Consider the following 17,539-nt stretch of genomic DNA (forward strand, 5'->3'; position numbering starts at 1 on the left):
GCCCCTGGTGCGCGACCCTGGAGACCGAGCCGCACTCAGCTCTCGAGACGCTTCCAGGAGGTCCGATGGGCAAGCCGGACGCAGAGGGGCACGGGCCAGCCGACGGCCTGCCCGGCCTCCCGCCCGAATGGGGCCGCGTGGTGGTTCCCGACGACGCCTCCGCGCTGGCCGCCGAGGCCACTCAGATCCGCCGTGAGCTGCGCCGGGCCGGCAGCCTCCCGGGCGGTCACCAGGCCCTGGGCCTGCCGCTGGTGGTCCTGCTGGTGGCGGTCCTCACCACGCTGGCCGGCCTGCTGGCGGTCACCTGGCCCCGCGCCAACCGCGGCGCCGACCGGCCGACCCCGGCCCCCTGGTCGCCACCCGCGACCCTCGTCGGTCGGGCGCTGCCCGCACTGGACCTGGTCGACGCGGACGACGCACCCGTGCCACTGCGCGGCCTGCTACCCGCCATGATCATTTTGTTGGACGGCTGCCCCTGCCCGGACCGGGTCGGCGACGCCCTGGCAGCCGCGCCCGGCGGCGTCTCCGTGGTCACCGTCACCGGAGGGCGGACGCCGCCGGCCAGGCCCACCATCGAGAGGCAGGCTCGCGCCCTGGCCGACCCCGCCGGAGGCCTGCGTTCGTTCCTCGGTCAGCCGGCCCGCCCCGGTGCCGCGACCGCCCTCCTCGTCGACCGGGCCGGCCTCGTCACGCGGGTGCTGCCCGAGCTGGGCACCAGCGACACCTACCGGAACGATCTGAGCGTCCTGGCCGGCTGACGCCGCGCCTAGAGCGGCAGCGCGACGAGCTGCGCCTGAATGTCGATGGGCCGGTCGACGGCCGAGAACGACACCCGGAACGGCCCGCCGCCGGGCAGCACCTCGGCATTGGCGATCGTGCCGTCACAGTCGATGCGCGACTGACCGACGATCTCGGCCCCGGTGCTGGTAACCGCCATCGTGCCCGGGCGGGTGCACCGGTACTGGAGCAGGTAACGCCCACCGTCGTTGCCGGCCTGCCGGGTCAGTGCCTGGCCAGGAGCGAGGCCCCGCTGCTCTCGCCAGATCGTCTCGCGGAACGTGGGCAGGTCACCCGCGGGGAAGAGCACCTCGGGATCACCCTCGATGTCGCTGATCGAGCCCGTCGCCGGGTCGATCACCACCCGCGAACCGCTCTCCACCCGGACGACCTCGCCGGTGCTCGGGTTCATCCGCACCGTCACCCGCTCGTCAGGCTCCGCAGCCGCGAGGAGACGTTCCATCCGGGTGCTGACGCTCGGCCCGACCGATGGCACCGCCACCGCCGAAGGGACAGTCGCCCCCGCCGTCGACGCTGGCGCGGCGGCACGCCACCACCAGCCGCCGACGACCAGAACGGCCACTGCAGCACCGAACAGCACCACCGAGCGCAGCCGGTCGTCCGCTGTCGCATCCACCCCCTGAGCGTACCGGCCGGGCCGACGAGGTTCAGTCCTGTCGATCGAGCAGAGCGGCGTACAGGGTGAGGCCGGGGCCGAAGGCCAGCATGACGATGCGCCGAGCCGCCGGTGTCGCCCGACCCAACCGGTCCAGGATCAGCAACACTGTCGGCGACGAGCAGTTGCCGTGCTCGTCCAGTGTCGCCCGGGACGCCGCCAGCCCCAGCGGGGGCAGCGCCAACTCCCGCTCCACCACGTTGAGGATCCGCGGCCCGCCCGGGTGCACCGCCCAACCGTCCACCTCGGAGCTGGTGACGCCGTGCCGGGCCAACAGATCGTCTACCAGCCCCCGTACGTGCCTCGACAGCACCTGCGGGACCTTCGGCGACAAGCCCATCCGGAACCCCGCGTCGGTGACGTCCCAGGTCATGTGGTCGGCGGTCGAGGTGTCGGTGACGGCGGTGACCTCGCGCACCGCGTACCCCGAGCCACCCGGCACGACCACCGCGGCGACCGCGGCGTCCGAGAAGAGCGCGTGGGAGACGATCTGCTGGGTGTCCACCCGGGCGCTGGACGGTTGAATGTGCAGGCTGGTCAGCTCCGCACAGAGCAGCAGCGCCGGTCGCCCCCGGGCGGTGACGAAGTCACTCGCCGCGCCGAGCCCCGGCAACGCCGCGTAACAGCCCATGTGGCCGATGAACATCCGCTGGGTGTCGGCGGCCATGCCCAGGTCCCGGGCGAGCAGGATGTCCAGCCCCGGGGTGGCGTACCCGGTGCAGGAGCAGACGATGAACAGCCCGATGTCGCCGGCGCTCAGCCCGGCCGCCGTCAACGCCCGACCCACCGCCTCCTTGCCCAGCGGCAGCGCCTCCACCTGGTAGCGGCGCATCCGGCGCTCGGTCGGCCAGTCCGAGACGTCCTCCAGCAGCGGATTGACAGCGGCCTGCCGCCGGGTCACCCCCGAGTTGGCGAAGATCCGCTGGGCCAACGACCGGGTGGTGCCGGAGAAGTGCCGGGAGAAGAAGCCCTCCCACAACTCGTCCTGCGAAGCGGACGGCGGCTGCGCTGTCCCGAGCCCCGCGATCACTGGTACGAACACGATCCCCACCTCTCGTCAGATGCTGTCCTCCCCCTGGCCGTCCCACCAGCCACCTCGGCTGGTCGTTCCTCCGTGCGAGCCCGCGGCGGGCTCACCAACGCGGTGCCGATCCGTCACGATCCGGGTCGCCGCCGAGCGCGGCGATGCCGAGCCAGTCGGCGCAGACGTCCGACGTGGCCGGGTGCAGCGAGCCGCAGCGGGCGTCGCGGTAGAGCCGCTCCAGCGGATGTCCACGGCGGGTCGCCGAGGTGCCCGCCGCCTCCAGGACCGACGCCGCCACCTCGGCGGCCGTGGTGCCGGCGAGCAGCTTCGCCCGCCACACCCAACGGTTGGTCTCCTCGTCACCGGGCGCCTCGTCCACCCGGCGGGCCGCCTCGGCCACCACCAACTGAGCGGCGGCCGTCGCCGCGTCCGCCCGACCCAGCCGGGCCCGCACCGCCGGCAGGCCGGCCAGGTTGCGGGCGTTGAGGTGCTCGGCCGCCGCGTCGATCGCCGCACGGGCGACCCCCACGTAGACGGCCGCGTAGCTGGCCACCAACCAGTGCGGCATCAGCTGGGCGACCACCAGCGCAAGCCCCTCCACCCCACCGAGCAGCCGGTCGGCGGGCACTGTGACGTCCAGGTGCAGGTCGTGGGAGGAGGTGGCGCGCATGCCGAGTGAGTCCCAGGTCCGCTCCACGGTCAGCCCGTCACCGGCCGGCACCAGGAACTGTGAGACCACCGACTGGTCGGCCGTGCTGCGTGCCGCCACCAGGTAGCCGTCCGCGTGCCCGGCGCCGGAGCAGAAGGTCTTGCTGCCCTTGAGATGCCAGCCCCCGTCGGTCGGCTCGTACGCAGTGGTCAGCTGGGACAGCCGCGCGCCCGCGCCCCGCTCGCTCATCGCCACCGCGTACCAGGAGCCCTGCGCCGCCGCGCTGAGCAGCCGGTCGCGGGCGGCCAGCGCCTCGTCGGGTACGCCCAGCGCCTCGGCCAACTCCTCGGTGACCGCGCCCAGCGCGCCGGTCACCGAGGCGTGCATGTTGAACACCAGGGCGCTCGCACCGTTGCCCCGGGCAAGCTCAGTGGCCACCGCGGCGTACTCGGCGAAGGTGGCGCCCAGACCGCCGAGCGCCCGGGGCACCATCAGCCCGAACAGGCCGGCCTCGCGCAGGTCGGCGAAGTCGTCCACTGGGAAGGAACCGTCCCGGTCGTGCTCGGCCGCCCGCGCGGCGAACCGCGGCGCCAACCGGCGTGCTGCCTCGAGCGCGTGCACCGTCATCTCGTTCCTCCTCGGCGTTCCATACCCCGCCACGGCCGGACTATCCTTTGCGGACCCCCCGGCCCTGGTAGAGCACGGCGGTGGAGCGGGTCGGCACGATGCGCGGCGCGCGGCCGGCGGGCACCGCACCGGCCGTTCGGCTCGCGCGAGCTCGGCGCAGCAGCCAGGCGAGCATGCCGCCGACCTGCGGGCGGATGCCCCGCAGCCGCAGGTCGACGCCGTGTCGGGCGCACTCGGCCACCAGCGCCCGGTCGTCCACGAACAACCGTGGATCGTGGATGCCACGGGGCACCGTCGGCAGCCGCTCGGCGAGCCGGACCGCGACCAGCCGGGCCAGCGCCGTGTCGTTCAGGGTGTCCAGCACCAGCACGCCACCGGGGCGCAGCAGACGGCAGGCTTCGGCCACCGCGCGCGGCCAGGCCGGCACGTGCTCCAGCAACTCACCCGCCGAGACCACGTCGGCGCAGCCGTCAGGCAGCGGGACCGCTGTTGCGTCGCCCTGAACCACCCGCACCCCGTGCTCGGCCGCCTGGACAAGCGCCGAGCGGGTCAGATCCACCCCGACGTGGCGGTAACCCTTGCCGGCCAGGTGTGGCGCGAGCAGGCCGGCGCCGCAACCCAGATCGACAAGCAACGCGCCCGGACGGGTGGCCGGCGGCACCAGCGCGGCACGGGCCTCAGCCAGCCAGTGCAGCATCGCGAACGCGCCGTCCGGCCGCCACCACTCACCGGCCAGATCGTCGTACTGACGCGGATCGTTTCGCGGCAGCACCCTCGGACCGCTGGAAGCCCCGGCCGCAGCCACGTCTCGCATGGAACCGAGCGTGGCACGACTGCTCGGTAACGACCAGACTTCCCTTATGTCGTCGAGGGTGTTAGGGCTGGTCAGAGCGAGCCATCCGGAACCGGCCGCGGCGGTGACCACGGTGGCCGGTCTGCTGGCCTGGGGAGTGGGCCACCGGCCGGCCGGAATCGTCTCGGTGGTGCTCGCCGTGCTGGCCAGCCAGCTCGCCGTCGGCTGGACCAACGACGCGCTGGACGCCGAACGGGACGCCACTGTGGGGCGTACCGACAAACCGGTGGCCAGTGGCGCGGTCGGTCGGCGCGTCACCGCCTGGGCCGCCGCGGCGGCCGCGGTGGCCTGCCCGCTGCTGGCGCTGACCACCAACCCGGTGGCGGCGTTCTGGCTGACGCTCGCCCTGGTCTCCGCGCTGCTCTACGACTGGCCGCTCAAGGCCACCGCGTTCTCGGTGCTGCCCTACGCCGTGTCGTTCGGCGCGCTGCCCGCCTTCGTGGTGCTGGCGCTGCCCGGTCAGCCGGCCCCGCCGGTCTGGCTGGTGACGGCGGCAGCCTGCCTGGGCGCCGGTGCGCACTTCGCCAACGTGCTGCCCGACCTGGCCGACGACGCCCGCACCGGCGTGCGCGGCCTGCCCCACCGGCTGGGCGCCGCCGGCAGCCGGGTGGCCGCTGCGGGTCTCCTCCTCGCGGCGACCGCGACCCTGGTCCTCGGACCACCCGGGCCGCCGTCGGCGATCGGCTGGGCGGCGGTCGGCACTGCCGCCGTGGTGCCGCCGCTGAGCTGGTACGCCGGGCGTTCGGCGATCCGGGCCGGCCGGCGGCCGGTGGCGGCCTTCCGGGCCGTGATGCTGGTGGCCCTCATCGACGTGGTTCTGCTGGTGGCGAGCGGTCGGGTGGTGTGAACGCCACCCGGGCAGGTGGCATTGCCGGGTCCGCGTGCGGGCCTCGATCAGTCCCAACTACCCTGGAGCGCGGTCTGCGCGGGTATGGCCACCGTGCCCGGCGTACGGCCCGGGTGGGGATTGTGACGAGGAGGACCGACGTGACGCGCTCGATCAGGGGATCCCGGCGGGCGGCCCTGTTGCTGTCCGGGATTGCGGCGGCCAGTCTGCTGACGTCCGGCTGCGGCACCGGTCAGATCGCCGAGACCGCCACCAAGGAGGCGTCGGTCCAGGGCGTCAGCCTCACCACCAACAACGGATCCTTCTCCGTGCGTGGCCTGCTCGTGGACTACCCGGGCACCGAGGGCTACAAGGCCGGCCAGGACGCGGGGCTCGAAGCCGTGATCTACAACGACTCGAAGGAGACGGTGACTGTCACCGTCACCACGGAGAGCGCCCGCGAGGTCGTGATCAGCGGCGGCTCGGCGAGCCCGTCGCCGTCCGCCTCGGAGTCCGCCTCCATGAGCCCGTCGCCGTCCGGTTCGGCCAGCCCGTCGAACTCGACGTCCGGTTCGCCGAGCCCGTCGGTGACGCCCTCCGAGACCGGATCGTCCTCGGCCACCCCGTCCGCCCCGGAGTCAGCGCGGGCGTCCGGTTCGGCCAGCCCCTCCGCCCCCGGCCAGCCGGCCCGGATCGAGCTGGCGCCGTTGAGCTACATCCAGTTCAACTCCAAGGCCACCGCGCAGCTCCGGCTGATCGGCCTGACCGAGGCGCTGCGCTCCGGCCAGAACGTCGTCGTGACCTTCGACTTCGGCAACGGCAACACGGTCACCGGGCAGGCTCCGGTCGCCGTGCCGCTCACCCCGGCGGCCCCTCCGCCGCCGATCATCGAGCGCGAGGGCGGCTACGAGGGCAACGAGGGCGGCACGACCCACGAGTGACCCGACCCGCACATCGACAAACGCCCCGGCGTGGTGACCACCACGCCGGGGTGTTTTCGTCGTACGCGAGGGCTAGCGTCCTGATGTGACCACCTCCCGATCGACCCCTCCGCGTGGCGGCACGGCCGGTGCCGCCCGTGGTCGGTCCGCCGCCCGCGATCCGCGTCCGGCCTACCAGTGCGACGCCTGCGGGCACCAGCCGCCCAAGTGGGTGGGGCGCTGCCCGGAGTGCGGCGAGTGGGGGGCGGTGGTCGAGCACACGGTGACCGGCCCGACCGTCTCCGGTCGGGTGGTCAGCTCCCGGATGCCGTCCGAGCCGGCCCGACCGATCGCCACCATCAGCGCCGCTCCGGCCCGCGCCGTGCCCACCGGGGTGAGCGAGCTCGACCGGGTGCTCGGCGGCGGCCTGGTCCCCGGTGCCGTGGTGTTGCTCGCCGGCGAGCCCGGCGTGGGCAAGTCGACCCTCCTGCTGGATGTGGCGCAGCATTGGGCGATCGGCGCCGGCAGCCCGTCGCTGGTGGTCAGCGGCGAAGAATCGGTCAGTCAGGTGCGCCTGCGCGCCGAGCGGATGGGCACGCTGCACGAGCAGCTCTACCTCGCCGCGGAGAGCGACCTCGCCTCGGTGCTCGGTCACCTCGACGCGGTCAAGCCGGGCCTGTTGGTGCTCGACTCGGTGCAGACCATCTCGACCACCGGCACCGAGGGGGTGCCCGGTGGGGTGACCCAGGTCCGCGCGGTCACCGCCGCGCTGGTCTCGGTCGCCAAGGAGCGGGGCATCGCCACGGTGCTGGTCGGGCACGTCACCAAGGACGGGCAGGTGGCCGGGCCTCGGGTGCTGGAGCACCTGGTCGATGTGGTGCTGCACTTCGAGGGCGACAAGCACTCGTCGCTGCGCCTGGTGCGCGGCGTGAAGAACAGGTTCGGCGCGGCCGACGAGGTCGGCTGCTTCGAGATGCACGAGGGCGGCATCAGCAGCCTGGCCGACCCGTCCGGGCTGTTCCTGACCCGCTACGCGGAACCAGTCCCGGGCACCTGCGTGACGGTGGCCATGGAGGGGCGTCGTGCCCTGGTCACCGAGGTGCAGGCGCTGATCGGCGCGACAGTGGCGGGTTCTCCCCGACGCACCGTCTCCGGCCTCGACTCGGCGCGACTGGCGATGGTGCTCGCGGTGCTGCAACGGCGCACCGAGCGGCTGACCCTGCACGACCGGGAGGTCTTCGCCGCCACAGTGGGCGGGATCCGGGTGGTGGAGCCGGCCGCCGACCTGGCGGTGGCTCTGGCGGTCGCCTCCGGCGGGCTCAACCTGGCGATCGCGCCGCACCTGGTGGCGATCGGTGAGGTGGGACTGACCGGCGAGGTGCGTCGGGTCGGGGCGGTGCCGCGCCGGCTGGCCGAGGCCGCCCGGCTGGGGTTCAAGGTGGCCCTGGTGCCGCCCGGCTGCGGCCCGGCCAGCACCGGCGCGGGCCCCGAGCAGATGCGGGTGACCGAGGTCACCGACGTCCGTTCGGCGCTGCACCATGCGGCCCGCGCGTCCGCCGAGTGACCCACCGTGCCGACGAGGGCGGCGAAACCGGACAGCACGTGGCAAGCGGGAAACGTTGGAAAGGGCGGCATCGTGACACATCACAGTAACCACGACAGCACCCACCGCACGGCAGTCCGTAGACTGTGCCCGTGCCGATCGACCGCGATACCACCAAGCCAGCCGGCGCGCCGCCCCAGGCCCGCACCGGCGCCGTGGGCTCGCCCGCCCGCCCGATCAGCGTGAGCGTGACTGCGGGAGCCGCCGGGAGCGCCGGAGATCCGCTACGCGCCAATCTCGCCCTGATGGCCCCGGGCACCGCCTTGCGCGACGGTCTGGAGCGCATCCTGCGGGGTCGCACGGGCGCGCTCATCGTGCTCGGCTACGACAAGGTGGTCGAGGGCCTCTGCACCGGCGGCTTCCCGCTGGACGTGGAGTTCTCCGCGACCCGCGTACGCGAGCTGTGCAAGATGGACGGCGCTGTCGTGCTCTCCAGCGACGGCACCAGGATCGTCCGGGCGGCAGTGCACCTGATGCCCGACCCGTCCATCCCGACCGAAGAGTCCGGCACCCGGCACCGCACCGCCGAACGGGTGGCCCGCCAGACCGGCTATCCAGTCATCTCGGTCAGCCAGTCCATGCGGATCATCAGCCTCTACGTCAACGGCCAACGGCACGTGCTCGACGACTCGGCGGCCATCCTCTCCCGCGCCAACCAGGCGCTCGCCACCCTGGAGCGCTACAAGCTCCGGCTGGACGAGGTCTCCGGCACGCTCTCCGCCCTGGAGATCGAGGATCTGGTCACCGTACGGGACGCGGTGGCAGTGGTGCAGCGGCTGGAGATGGTTCGCCGGATCGCCGACGAGATCGCCGGTTACGTGGTGGAGCTGGGCACCGACGGCCGCCTGCTCGCCCTGCAACTCGACGAGCTGATGGCCGGCGTGGACGCCGACCGGACTCTGGTCATCCGGGACTACCTCCCCGTCGGCCGCAAGTCGCGCACGCTGGACGAGGCACTCGTCGAGCTGGACCTGCTCGGCGCCACCGAGCTGATCGACCTGGTGTCGGTGGCCAAGGCGATCGGCTACCCGGCCGCCTCCGACGCGCTCGACGCAGCGGTCAGCCCGCGCGGCTTCCGACTGCTGGCCAAGGTGCCCCGGCTGCCGGTGGCCGTGGTGGATCGCCTGGTGCTGCACTTCGGCAGCCTCCAGCGGCTGCTCGGGGCGACAGTGGAAGACCTACAGGCCGTCGAGGGGGTCGGTGACGCCCGGGCTCGTGGCGTCCGGGAGGGGCTGTCCCGCCTCGCCGAGGCATCCATCCTGGAACGTTACGTCTGACCCCGCTCAGCCGGTGATGGTGAGCTTCACGGGCTCGCTGTACTTCGTGCCGACCCGGGCGAACACCTGGTACGACCCGACCGGCGGGAACGGCCCGCCAGCCAACGCGCCGTCGCAGCGGCTGGTGTCCCGCCCGTTCCACGGCACCTGGTAGGAGCGCTCGAAGTTCGGCGTGAACGACTGCACTTCCGAGCCCTTGACCTTGCCGCAGGTGTCCGACGACCAGATCTTCTCGGCACCGGACTTGATGAAGATCTCCTGCAGGTCCGCGCCCACGTTGCGACTGCAGGTCCGGTCCGACGTGTTCTTGATCCTGAGTTGCAGCTCGGCCACCGCCCCCCGCTGCAGTGCGGTAGGGCTCGCCGCCGACACCACGCTGATCTCCTCGTCGGTGCAGGTGTCGCCGTCGTCCTCCGAACCGGCGGCCGCGCCCAGCGGAGGCGTGTTACTGGTCATCGCCGGGCTCGGACTCGTCGCACCCGAATCAGCGGACGCGGACGACGACGGACCGCCGGTCTGCGGAGTCAGCACCGGCCCAGCGGGGCCAGACGTCGCGGCGGACGTCGCCGTCGGTGTCGCACCCGCCTTCGGCTGCCCGCCGGAACGGCCCGAACCGGTGCAGGAGTAGAGCAGGACAATCAGGAAAAGGAGGCCCGCTCCGAATACGACGGCGCGACGCCGCCAGTACACGGCGGGTGGCAGGGGGCCGACCGTCAGACGCATGATGCCCTCCACCGTAGCCGCGCCGTACCCGGCAGTGCGGCGCGACGCGCCGGAGCCACTCCGAGGCGCCCGCACCACTCTCCATTGAGGACAGTCTGGCACCCGATCACAGGTAGACCTTGCGCTGATAGACCGCGTGCGCACCGGCCACCCGGTCCAGGAAGAGTAGCCCCGCGCAGTGGTCGATCTCGTGCTGCAACGCCCGAGCCTCGAAGCCGTCGGTCACCAGCCGGACCGGCACGCCGCTGCCCGGCAGGTCACCCTCCACCACCAGCCGGCTGGCCCGCTTCACGTCACCGGTCAGGTCCGGCACCGACATGCAGCCCTCCCGGCCCGGCTTCCACCGCGTCGCCTCGACCACGCGCGCGTTGCACAACACGAAGGTGCCGTGCACCGTCACCGCCTTCGGGTGGCCGGTCACGTCGACGGCGAAGACCCGAGCGCCCACCCCTACCTGCGGCGCGGCCAGCCCGACACAGCCCGGCGAGACCTTCATGGTGGCTATCAGGTCGGCCGCGAGTTGGACCGTCTCCTTCGCCGTTGGGTCGACCTCGTCCGCGGCCCGACTCAGCACCGGATGCGGGGCGGACACCACCGCCCGCACCTCCCCCGGCACGTCCAGCGACTCCGGCGTCCACTCCCCCAGGCCGACGTCCGGCCCGCGCTCCTCGCCGGTCACAACAGATCCGGATCCGCCGGCCGGAGGGTGACCTCCACGCCCAGCTCGGCTGCCGTCCGGTGCAGGCGGTCGAGCACAGTGTCCGCCACACCGGCCGGCAACTCGACCTCCGCCAGGACCACGTAGAGCGCACCGGTCAACCGGGTACTCAGGTCGGTGACATTCCCCCCGGCATCCACCAGCACCCGCGTCATCGCCGCGACGATCCCCATCCGGTCCGAACCGTGCACAGCCATCACGTACGGCTCACCCGCCGGAGGAACATCACCGTCCGGGGTGACCGCGCGTACCGTCGCCAGCAGCTGACCCTCGGCGGCCAGCGACGCCAGTGCAGCCTCGACCTCGGCGGCGGCCGGACCGGTGCAGATGAGGGTCATCGCGAAATGCCCCCGCAGCCGCGTCATCGTGCTGTCGGTGAGGTTCGCACCCAGTCGGGCCAGCACCTCCGCGACGTCGGCCACGATGCCCGGCCGGTCCCGACCGATGACGGTGATCGCGAGCTCGTTCATCCGCGCATTCTCCCCCGTCCGCCGAACGAGGACGCGGCACCCCGCCCGAGCCGCCCACCCAACGGGAACACCGGGCGTGACATCATCGACCACGCCATGACTCAACCCGACTTCGCCTCCCTGGTCAGCCGGTGGTTCCAGCAACACGCCCGTGACCTGCCGTGGCGCGAGCCCGATGTCACCCCGTGGGCCATCCTGGTCAGCGAGGTCATGCTCCAGCAGACACCAGTGGTCCGGGTGGTGCCGGCCTGGCAGGCGTGGCTGGCCCGCTGGCCGGAGCCCGCCGCGTTGGCGGCGGACACGCCAGCCGAGGCGATCAGGATGTGGGGACGCCTCGGCTACCCCCGTCGGGCGGTCCGGCTGCGCGAATGCGCGGTAGCGATCGTCGACCGGCATGGCGGCCAGGTGCCGGACCGGCTGGAGCAACTGCTCGCACTGCCCGGCGTCGGCACGTACACCGCGCGGGCGGTGGCCGCCTTCGCGTACGGGCAGCGGCACCCGGTGGTCGACACCAACGTACGCAGGGTCGTGTGCCGGGCGGTGGCCGGCGAACCGGACGCCGGGCCCGTCACCCGACCAGCGGACCTCGTCGCCACCGAAGAGCTACTCCCGGCGGAACCGGCCGCAGCGGCACTGGCCAGCGCCGCGTTCATGGAACTGGGCGCGGTGATCTGCACGGCCCGGTCACCGCGCTGCACCGCCTGCCCCGTCGAGTCGGTCTGCGCCTGGCGGGCGTCCGGCCAGGAGGCGCCGGCCGGGCCGACCCGCCGACCCCAGCGGTACGCGGGCACCGACCGGCAGGTCCGCGGTCTGTTGCTCGGAGTGCTCCGGGACAGCACCGGCCCGGTCCCACGCCAGCGGTTGGACCAGGTCTGGACCGACGACGTGCAACGCGCCCGCGCCCTCGCCGGGCTGGTGCAGGACGGGCTTGTCGAACCCGCCGGCACTGAATCCTTCCGCCTGGTCGGTGACGGCCCGTCCCGGCCAACCGCGGACCTCACCACCTGACCCGCCCCCACCCCGGGCATCCCGCCCAGCGACCCGCTGGCCGCCCACCCGCGCGCTCTGAGCCGCCGCCGGCCGCACGCCGCGCGCTCCAACCCGCCGCCGGCCGCACACCGCGTCCTCTGAGCCGCCGCACACCGCGCGACCTGCTGGCCGCACGCCGCGGCGGTGGCGCGGGCTCGGCGCAGCTCACCCCAAGATCGTGCTCGATCCCGGATGTAGTGGTGTCAGGCGCGACGGATGCCACTACATCCTGGATGTAGTGCGATCTTGCGGGCGGAGGCCCGTGCGGGTAGCGCACAAAGGCGGGGCCCCGGTGGCTTGCGCCACCGGGGCCCCGCCCCTTGCTTGTTGTCTTACTCGTCCACGCCCGCGGCGGCAGTGCCAGCGGCAGTGCCACCGAGATCGGCCGGGACGGCGTCCGGAACTTCGACCGGCTTGTCCGAGCCCCGGAACACGAGCTTGGACTTGTCGATGTCGTCCGGGTCGCCCTCGCAGTCCACCACGACGATCTGACCCGGGGTCAGCTCGTTGAACAGGATCCGCTCGGAGAGGTTGTCCTCGATGTCGCGCTGGATCGTGCGACGAAGCGGACGGGCACCGAGCACCGGGTCGAAGCCCTTCGCGGCCAGGTACTTCTTGGCGTTGTCGGTCAGCTCCAGACCCATGTCCTTGTTCCGCAGCTGGCCCTCGATCCGCTGGATCATGATGTCCACGATCGAGAGGATCTCGGTCTGGCGCAGCTGGTGGAAGACGATGGTGTCGTCGATCCGGTTGAGGAACTCAGGCCGGAAGTGCGTCTTGAGCTCGTCGTTGACCTTCTGCTTCATCCGGTCGTAGTTGGACTCGGAGTCCTCCGACTGCTGGAAGCCCAGCGACACCGCCTTGGCGACGTCACGGGTGCCCAGGTTGGTGGTCAGGATGATGACCGTGTTCTTGAAGTCCACGATCCGACCCTGACCGTCGGTGAGCCGACCGTCTTCGAGGATCTGCAGGAGCGTGTTGAACACGTCCGGGTGGGCCTTCTCGATCTCGTCGAAGAGGACCACCGAGAACGGCCGACGCCGCACCTTCTCGGTCAGCTGCCCGCCCTCGTCGTAGCCGACGTAGCCGGGAGGGGCACCAACGAGCCGGGAGACCGTGTAACGGTCGTGGAACTCGGACATGTCCAGCTGGATGAGGGCATCCTCGCTGCCGAAGAGGAACTCGGCGAGCGCCTTGGACAGCTCGGTCTTACCGACACCGGACGGGCCGGCGAAGATGAACGAGCCCGACGGGCGCTTCGGGTCCTTCAGGCCGGCCCGGGTACGCCGGATCGCCTTCGAGACCGCCTTGACCGCGTCCTCCTGGCCGATGACGCGCTTGTGCAGCTCGTCCTCCATGCGCAGCAGGCGCGAGGTCTCCTCCTCGGTCAGCTTGTAGACCGGGATGCCGGTCCAGTTGCCGAGCACCTCGGCGATCTGCTCGTCGTCAACCTCGCTGACGACGTCCAGGTCACCGGCCTTCCACTCCTTCTCCCGCTGAGCCTTCTGGCCGAGGAGCTGCTTCTCCTTGTCGCGCAGCTGGGCGGCGCGCTCGAAGTCCTGCGCGTCGATCGCGGACTCCTTGTCGCGACGCACCTGGGCGATGCGCTCGTCGAAGTCACGCAGGTCTGGCGGCGCGGTCATCCGACGGATCCGCATCCGGGCACCGGCCTCGTCGATCAGGTCGATCGCCTTGTCCGGGAGGAAGCGGTCGGAGATGTACCGGTCGGCCAGGGTCGCGGCAGCCACGAGAGCGGCATCCGTGATCGAGACGCGGTGGTGAGCCTCGTAGCGGTCCCGCAGGCCCTTGAGGATCTCGATGGTGTGGGCCAGCGACGGCTCACCCACCTGGATCGGCTGGAAGCGGCGCTCGAGAGCGGCGTCCTTCTCCAGGTGCTTGCGGTACTCGTCGAGCGTGGTGGCACCGATGGTCTGCAGCTCACCACGGGCCAGCATCGGCTTGAGGATGCTCGCGGCGTCGATCGCGCCCTCGGCGGCACCCGCACCCACCAGGGTGTGGATCTCGTCGATGAACAGGATGATGTCGCCGCGGGTGCGGATCTCCTTGAGCACCTTCTTGAGGCGCTCCTCGAAGTCACCGCGGTAGCGGGAACCGGCGACGAGCGCGCCCAGGTCGAGCGTGTAGAGCTGCTTGTCCTTGAGGGTCTCGGGCACCTCGCCCTTGATGATCTTCTGGGACAGGCCCTCCACCACGGCGGTCTTGCCGACGCCGGGCTCACCGATCAGGACCGGGTTGTTCTTGGTACGGCGGGAGAGCACCTGCATGACCCGCTCGATTTCCTTCTCGCGCCCGATGACCGGGTCGAGCTTGCCCTCGCGGGCGGCCTGAGTCAGGTTGCGGCCGAACTGGTCCAGCACCAGGCTGGTCGACGGCGCGGCCTCACCCGGCGCGGCGCCCGCCGCGGCAGGCTCCTTGCCCTGGTAGCCGGAGAGCAGCTGGATCACCTGCTGGCGGACCCGGTTGAGGTCGGCGCCGAGCTTCACCAGCACCTGGGCGGCGACGCCCTCGCCCTCACGGATCAGCCCGAGCAGGATGTGCTCAGTGCCGATGTAGTTGTGGCCGAGCTGCAGCGCCTCGCGCAGCGACAGCTCCAGCACCTTCTTGGCCCGCGGCGTGAACGGGATGTGCCCGCTCGGCGCCTGCTGGCCCTGGCCGATGATCTCCTCGACCTGCTGGCGGACGCCCTCCAGGGAGATGCCGAGGCTCTCCAGGGCCTTTGCCGCGACGCCTTCACCTTCGTGGATCAGGCCCAGCAGGATGTGTTCCGTACCGATGTAGTTGTGGTTGAGCATCCGGGCCTCTTCTTGGGCCAGGACGACAACCCGTCGCGCTCGGTCGGTGAACCGCTCGAACATGCCCTCGTGCTCCTCACGTGCCGTGCGCCTTGATGGTCAAGATCTTGGCGGGGCCGGTGCACGAACGTCCAGGACGGGCGTCCGTGCCTCCTTACTCTATCGTCGCTGACCGACTCCGCTGAGGTCGTGTGTCTCTGCTCTGGGTCGGTTCCACGTCGTTTTGAACAACCGTCCGCGCTCAGGAGGTGTTCCGGTAGCCCTGTCGCTACGCGCAGAGCGAAATCCGACTGGCTCGACGGAAGCCCGATCCGGGGTCCGGAAGGGCTCCGGGAGGCCCCGGAGGGCGGACCGGCGGTCGCGACGAGCGCTGCGCCGGCCCCTGGGGAAGGTTGTCCACAGGCTGTGGATAGCTGTTCCACTGGTTGTGGACAACGTAGGTGGGCCCGGAATGCTTCCCGACCCCGGACGGGCGCGACGACGCCGTCCGGATACGGCGACGCCGGCCCGGAGAACTCCTCCGGCCCGGCGTCGGTGTCGCCTGCGGTGGCGGCTGGCCACCGAGCTGCTGACGGATCAGCGCTTCGCGTGGAACTCGTCCACGATCTCCTGCGGGATACGACCCCGGTCCGAGATGTCCTTGCCGGCCTTCTTGGCCCACTCCCGGATCGCCTTGTTCTGTTCCCGATCGGCTGTCGCGCCACCCCGACCGCGGGCAGCCCGCCCACCGATCACGACACCACCCCGACCGACCTTGGTGCCGGCGCCCACGTACGACGCAAATGCATCGCGCAATTTCGCGGCGTTGGCGCTCGACAGGTCGATCTCGTACTGAACGCCGTCGAGGGCGAACTTGACGGTCTCGTCCGCGTCCCCGCCGTCCAGGTCATCGACCAGCTTGTGAATGATCTGCTTGGCCACGTCCCACATTCCTTTCGAGCAGGGTGCTCCTGCTAACGAGAGCACAATAACCCGCGCGCCGCTCGTCGCGTCAATAGGACCCGGTTACGGCTCGGCGTAGGCTCGGACGGGACTACTCCTGGCGGACCAACGGGAAGAGGATCGTTTCCCGAATTCCGAGGCCGGTCAGGGCCATCAAGAGCCGGTCGATTCCCATTCCCATACCGCCGGCCGGCGGCATTCCATACTCCATCGCCCGAAGAAAGTCCTCGTCGAGACGCATCGCCTCGTCGTCGCCCCGGGCGGCCAGCTGCGCCTGGGCCACCAGCCGTTCCCGCTGCACGATCGGGTCGACCAGCTCGGAGTATCCGGTGCCCAGCTCGAAGCCGAGCACGTAGAGGTCCCACTTCTCGGCCAGCCCCGGCTCGCTGCGGTGGCCCCGGGTGAGCGGGCTCGTCTCCTCCGGGTAGTCCCGTACGAAGGTGGGTGCCTCCAGGCCGGGAACGACCAGTTCCTCGAACAACTCCTCGGCCAGCTTGCCCGGGCCCCACTTCGGGTCCACCGCCAATCCGACCTTGTCCGCGTACTCCACGAGGCGGGAGCGTTCGGTGCGGACGGTGACCTCCTCGCCCAGCGCTTCGGAAAGCACGCCGAACAACGTCACTGACCGCCACTCGCCACCGAGGTCGAACTCGCGCCCGTCGGCGTGGGTCACCACCGTCGAGCCGCTCACCGCGATCGCCGCCTGTTGCACGAGATTGCGGGTCAACTCGCCGATCGTGCCGTAGTCGCCGTACGCCTGGTACGTCTCCAGCATCGCGAACTCCGGCGAGTGCGAAGAGTCGACACCCTCATTACGGAAGTTGCGGTTGATCTCGAAGACGCGATCGACGCCGCCTACCACAGCGCGCTTGAGAAACAGTTCGGGAGCGATTCGCAGATACAGATCGGTGTTCAACGCATTGCTGTGGGTCACGAACGGTCGGGCCGCCGCGCCGCCATGAAGCAGTTGCAACATCGGCGTTTCCACCTCGATGAAGCCCTGCCCGTGCAGTGAATCGCGCAGACTGCGTACCGCGGCGGCCCGGGTACGCACCATCTCCCGTGCCTGCGGCCGGACAATCAGGTCGACGTAACGCTGCCGGACGCGCGCCTCCTCGGAGAGGGGCTTGTGGGCAACCGGCAACGGTCGCAGCGCCTTGGCTGTCATTTCCCATTGCTGGGCCAACACCGACAGCTCACCCCGACGGCTGGTGATCACCTCGCCGGTCACCCCGACGTGGTCGCCCAGGTCGACGAGGCGCTTCCACGCCTCCAGCCGCTCCGGCCCGACCCGGTCCAGGGAGAGCATCGCCTGCAACTCGGTGCCGTCGCCGTCCCGGAGGGTGGCGAAGCAGAGCTTGCCCGTGTTGCGCACGAAGATCACCCGGCCGGTGACCGCCACCTGGTCGCCGGTCGCGGTGTCGGTGGGGAGGTCGGCGTAGCGCGCCCGGACCTGCGCAAGGGTGGTGGTGCGGGGAAAGCCGACCGGGTAGGGCTCGACGCCCTCGGCGAGCATCCGGTCCCGCTTCTCCCGGCGGACCTTCATCTGCTCGGGAAGGTCATCGGCGGGGTCCACTGGCACGGGGTTCTGCTCGGTCACGGCACGCTTCCT

General features: G+C 71.5%; 16 protein-coding genes. 6 read left to right on the plus strand and 10 right to left on the minus strand.

The window, feature by feature from the left end:
• The first annotated feature begins 65 nt into the window (after nt 1-65).
• Nucleotides 66-758, plus strand: a complete 693-nt coding sequence (locus AB0K35_RS07960; protein ID WP_238667191.1) for a hypothetical protein — start codon at nt 66-68, stop codon at nt 756-758.
• An 8-nt stretch (nt 759-766) separates the two neighbouring features.
• Here the strand turns inward: AB0K35_RS07960 and AB0K35_RS07965 are convergent, their stop codons facing one another.
• The 4 genes from AB0K35_RS07965 to AB0K35_RS07980 form a co-directional block, all read right to left on the minus strand.
• Entirely contained in the window at nt 767-1,414 is a 648-nt protein-coding gene (locus AB0K35_RS07965; protein ID WP_238667192.1) for a hypothetical protein, read from the minus strand.
• Nucleotides 1,415-1,445: 31 nt separating this feature from the next.
• Nucleotides 1,446-2,495, minus strand: a complete 1,050-nt coding sequence (locus tag AB0K35_RS07970; RefSeq protein ID WP_210780839.1) for a type III polyketide synthase — start codon at nt 2,493-2,495, stop codon at nt 1,446-1,448.
• Nucleotides 2,496-2,586: 91 nt separating this feature from the next.
• Nucleotides 2,587-3,753 carry an acyl-CoA dehydrogenase family protein gene (locus AB0K35_RS07975; RefSeq protein WP_363884330.1) on the minus strand — a complete coding sequence of 389 codons (1,167 nt, stop codon included), beginning with the start codon at nt 3,751-3,753 and terminating at the stop codon, nt 2,587-2,589.
• A gap of 40 nt (nt 3,754-3,793) precedes the next feature.
• Nucleotides 3,794-4,567, minus strand: coding sequence for a methyltransferase domain-containing protein (locus AB0K35_RS07980; RefSeq protein ID WP_363884332.1), 774 nt, complete (start codon nt 4,565-4,567; stop codon nt 3,794-3,796).
• On the opposite strand from AB0K35_RS07980, the gene AB0K35_RS07985 reads away from it, so the two are divergent.
• From AB0K35_RS07985 to disA, 4 genes are all read left to right on the plus strand, one after another.
• On the plus strand, nt 4,566-5,453 hold the full coding sequence (locus AB0K35_RS07985; RefSeq protein ID WP_238667196.1) for a UbiA family prenyltransferase: 888 nt from the start codon (nt 4,566-4,568) through the stop codon (nt 5,451-5,453). The genes AB0K35_RS07980 and AB0K35_RS07985 overlap by 2 nt on opposite strands.
• Nucleotides 5,454-5,593: 140 nt before the next feature.
• Nucleotides 5,594-6,373, plus strand: coding sequence for a hypothetical protein (locus AB0K35_RS07990; protein ID WP_363884334.1), 780 nt, complete (start codon nt 5,594-5,596; stop codon nt 6,371-6,373).
• Between the two features lie 85 nt (nt 6,374-6,458).
• Entirely contained in the window at nt 6,459-7,916 is a 1,458-nt protein-coding gene (gene radA, locus AB0K35_RS07995) for a DNA repair protein RadA (protein ID WP_091403173.1), read from the plus strand.
• A gap of 131 nt (nt 7,917-8,047) precedes the next feature.
• Complete coding sequence (gene disA, locus AB0K35_RS08000) at nt 8,048-9,232, plus strand: DNA integrity scanning diadenylate cyclase DisA (RefSeq protein WP_030327921.1); 1,185 nt, start codon at nt 8,048-8,050, stop codon at nt 9,230-9,232.
• A gap of 6 nt (nt 9,233-9,238) precedes the next feature.
• Here disA and AB0K35_RS08005 read toward each other — a convergent pair whose 3' ends face one another.
• From AB0K35_RS08005 to AB0K35_RS08015, 3 genes are all read right to left on the minus strand, one after another.
• The gene (locus AB0K35_RS08005; protein WP_238667198.1) at nt 9,239-9,955 is read right to left on the minus strand and encodes a hypothetical protein; all 717 of its coding nucleotides are present in this window, start codon (nt 9,953-9,955) and stop codon (nt 9,239-9,241) included.
• 106 nt (nt 9,956-10,061) lie between these two features.
• A complete protein-coding gene (locus AB0K35_RS08010; RefSeq protein WP_238667199.1) occupies nt 10,062-10,634 on the minus strand; it encodes a peptide deformylase in 573 nt (190 codons plus the stop codon).
• Nucleotides 10,631-11,143, minus strand: coding sequence for an ACT domain-containing protein (locus AB0K35_RS08015; RefSeq protein ID WP_238667200.1), 513 nt, complete (start codon nt 11,141-11,143; stop codon nt 10,631-10,633). Before AB0K35_RS08015 ends, AB0K35_RS08010 begins: the two co-directional genes overlap by 4 nt.
• A gap of 96 nt (nt 11,144-11,239) precedes the next feature.
• Here AB0K35_RS08015 and AB0K35_RS08020 point away from each other — a divergent pair, with 96 nt between their 5' ends.
• The gene (locus AB0K35_RS08020) at nt 11,240-12,151 is read left to right on the plus strand and encodes an A/G-specific adenine glycosylase (protein ID WP_238667201.1); all 912 of its coding nucleotides are present in this window, start codon (nt 11,240-11,242) and stop codon (nt 12,149-12,151) included.
• Nucleotides 12,152-12,504: 353 nt separating this feature from the next.
• Here the strand turns inward: AB0K35_RS08020 and AB0K35_RS08025 are convergent, their stop codons facing one another.
• The 3 genes from AB0K35_RS08025 to lysS all read right to left on the minus strand — a co-directional run bounded on the left by AB0K35_RS08025 (nt 12,505) and on the right by lysS (nt 17,527).
• Nucleotides 12,505-15,048 (minus strand): ATP-dependent Clp protease ATP-binding subunit, encoded by a 2,544-nt coding sequence (locus tag AB0K35_RS08025; protein ID WP_355578660.1) that lies wholly within the window; start codon nt 15,046-15,048, stop codon nt 12,505-12,507.
• A 513-nt stretch (nt 15,049-15,561) separates the two neighbouring features.
• Nucleotides 15,562-15,906: an Lsr2 family protein gene (locus AB0K35_RS08030; protein ID WP_036392792.1), complete on the minus strand. Its 345-nt coding sequence runs from the start codon at nt 15,904-15,906 to the stop codon at nt 15,562-15,564.
• 112 nt (nt 15,907-16,018) lie between these two features.
• Nucleotides 16,019-17,527, minus strand: coding sequence for a lysine--tRNA ligase (gene lysS, locus AB0K35_RS08035; protein WP_238667203.1), 1,509 nt, complete (start codon nt 17,525-17,527; stop codon nt 16,019-16,021).
• Nucleotides 17,528-17,539: the final 12 nt, after the last annotated feature.

The organism is Micromonospora sp. NPDC053740, from assembly GCF_040677775.1.
GTDB classification, from domain to species: domain Bacteria; phylum Actinomycetota; class Actinomycetes; order Mycobacteriales; family Micromonosporaceae; genus Micromonospora; species Micromonospora alfalfae.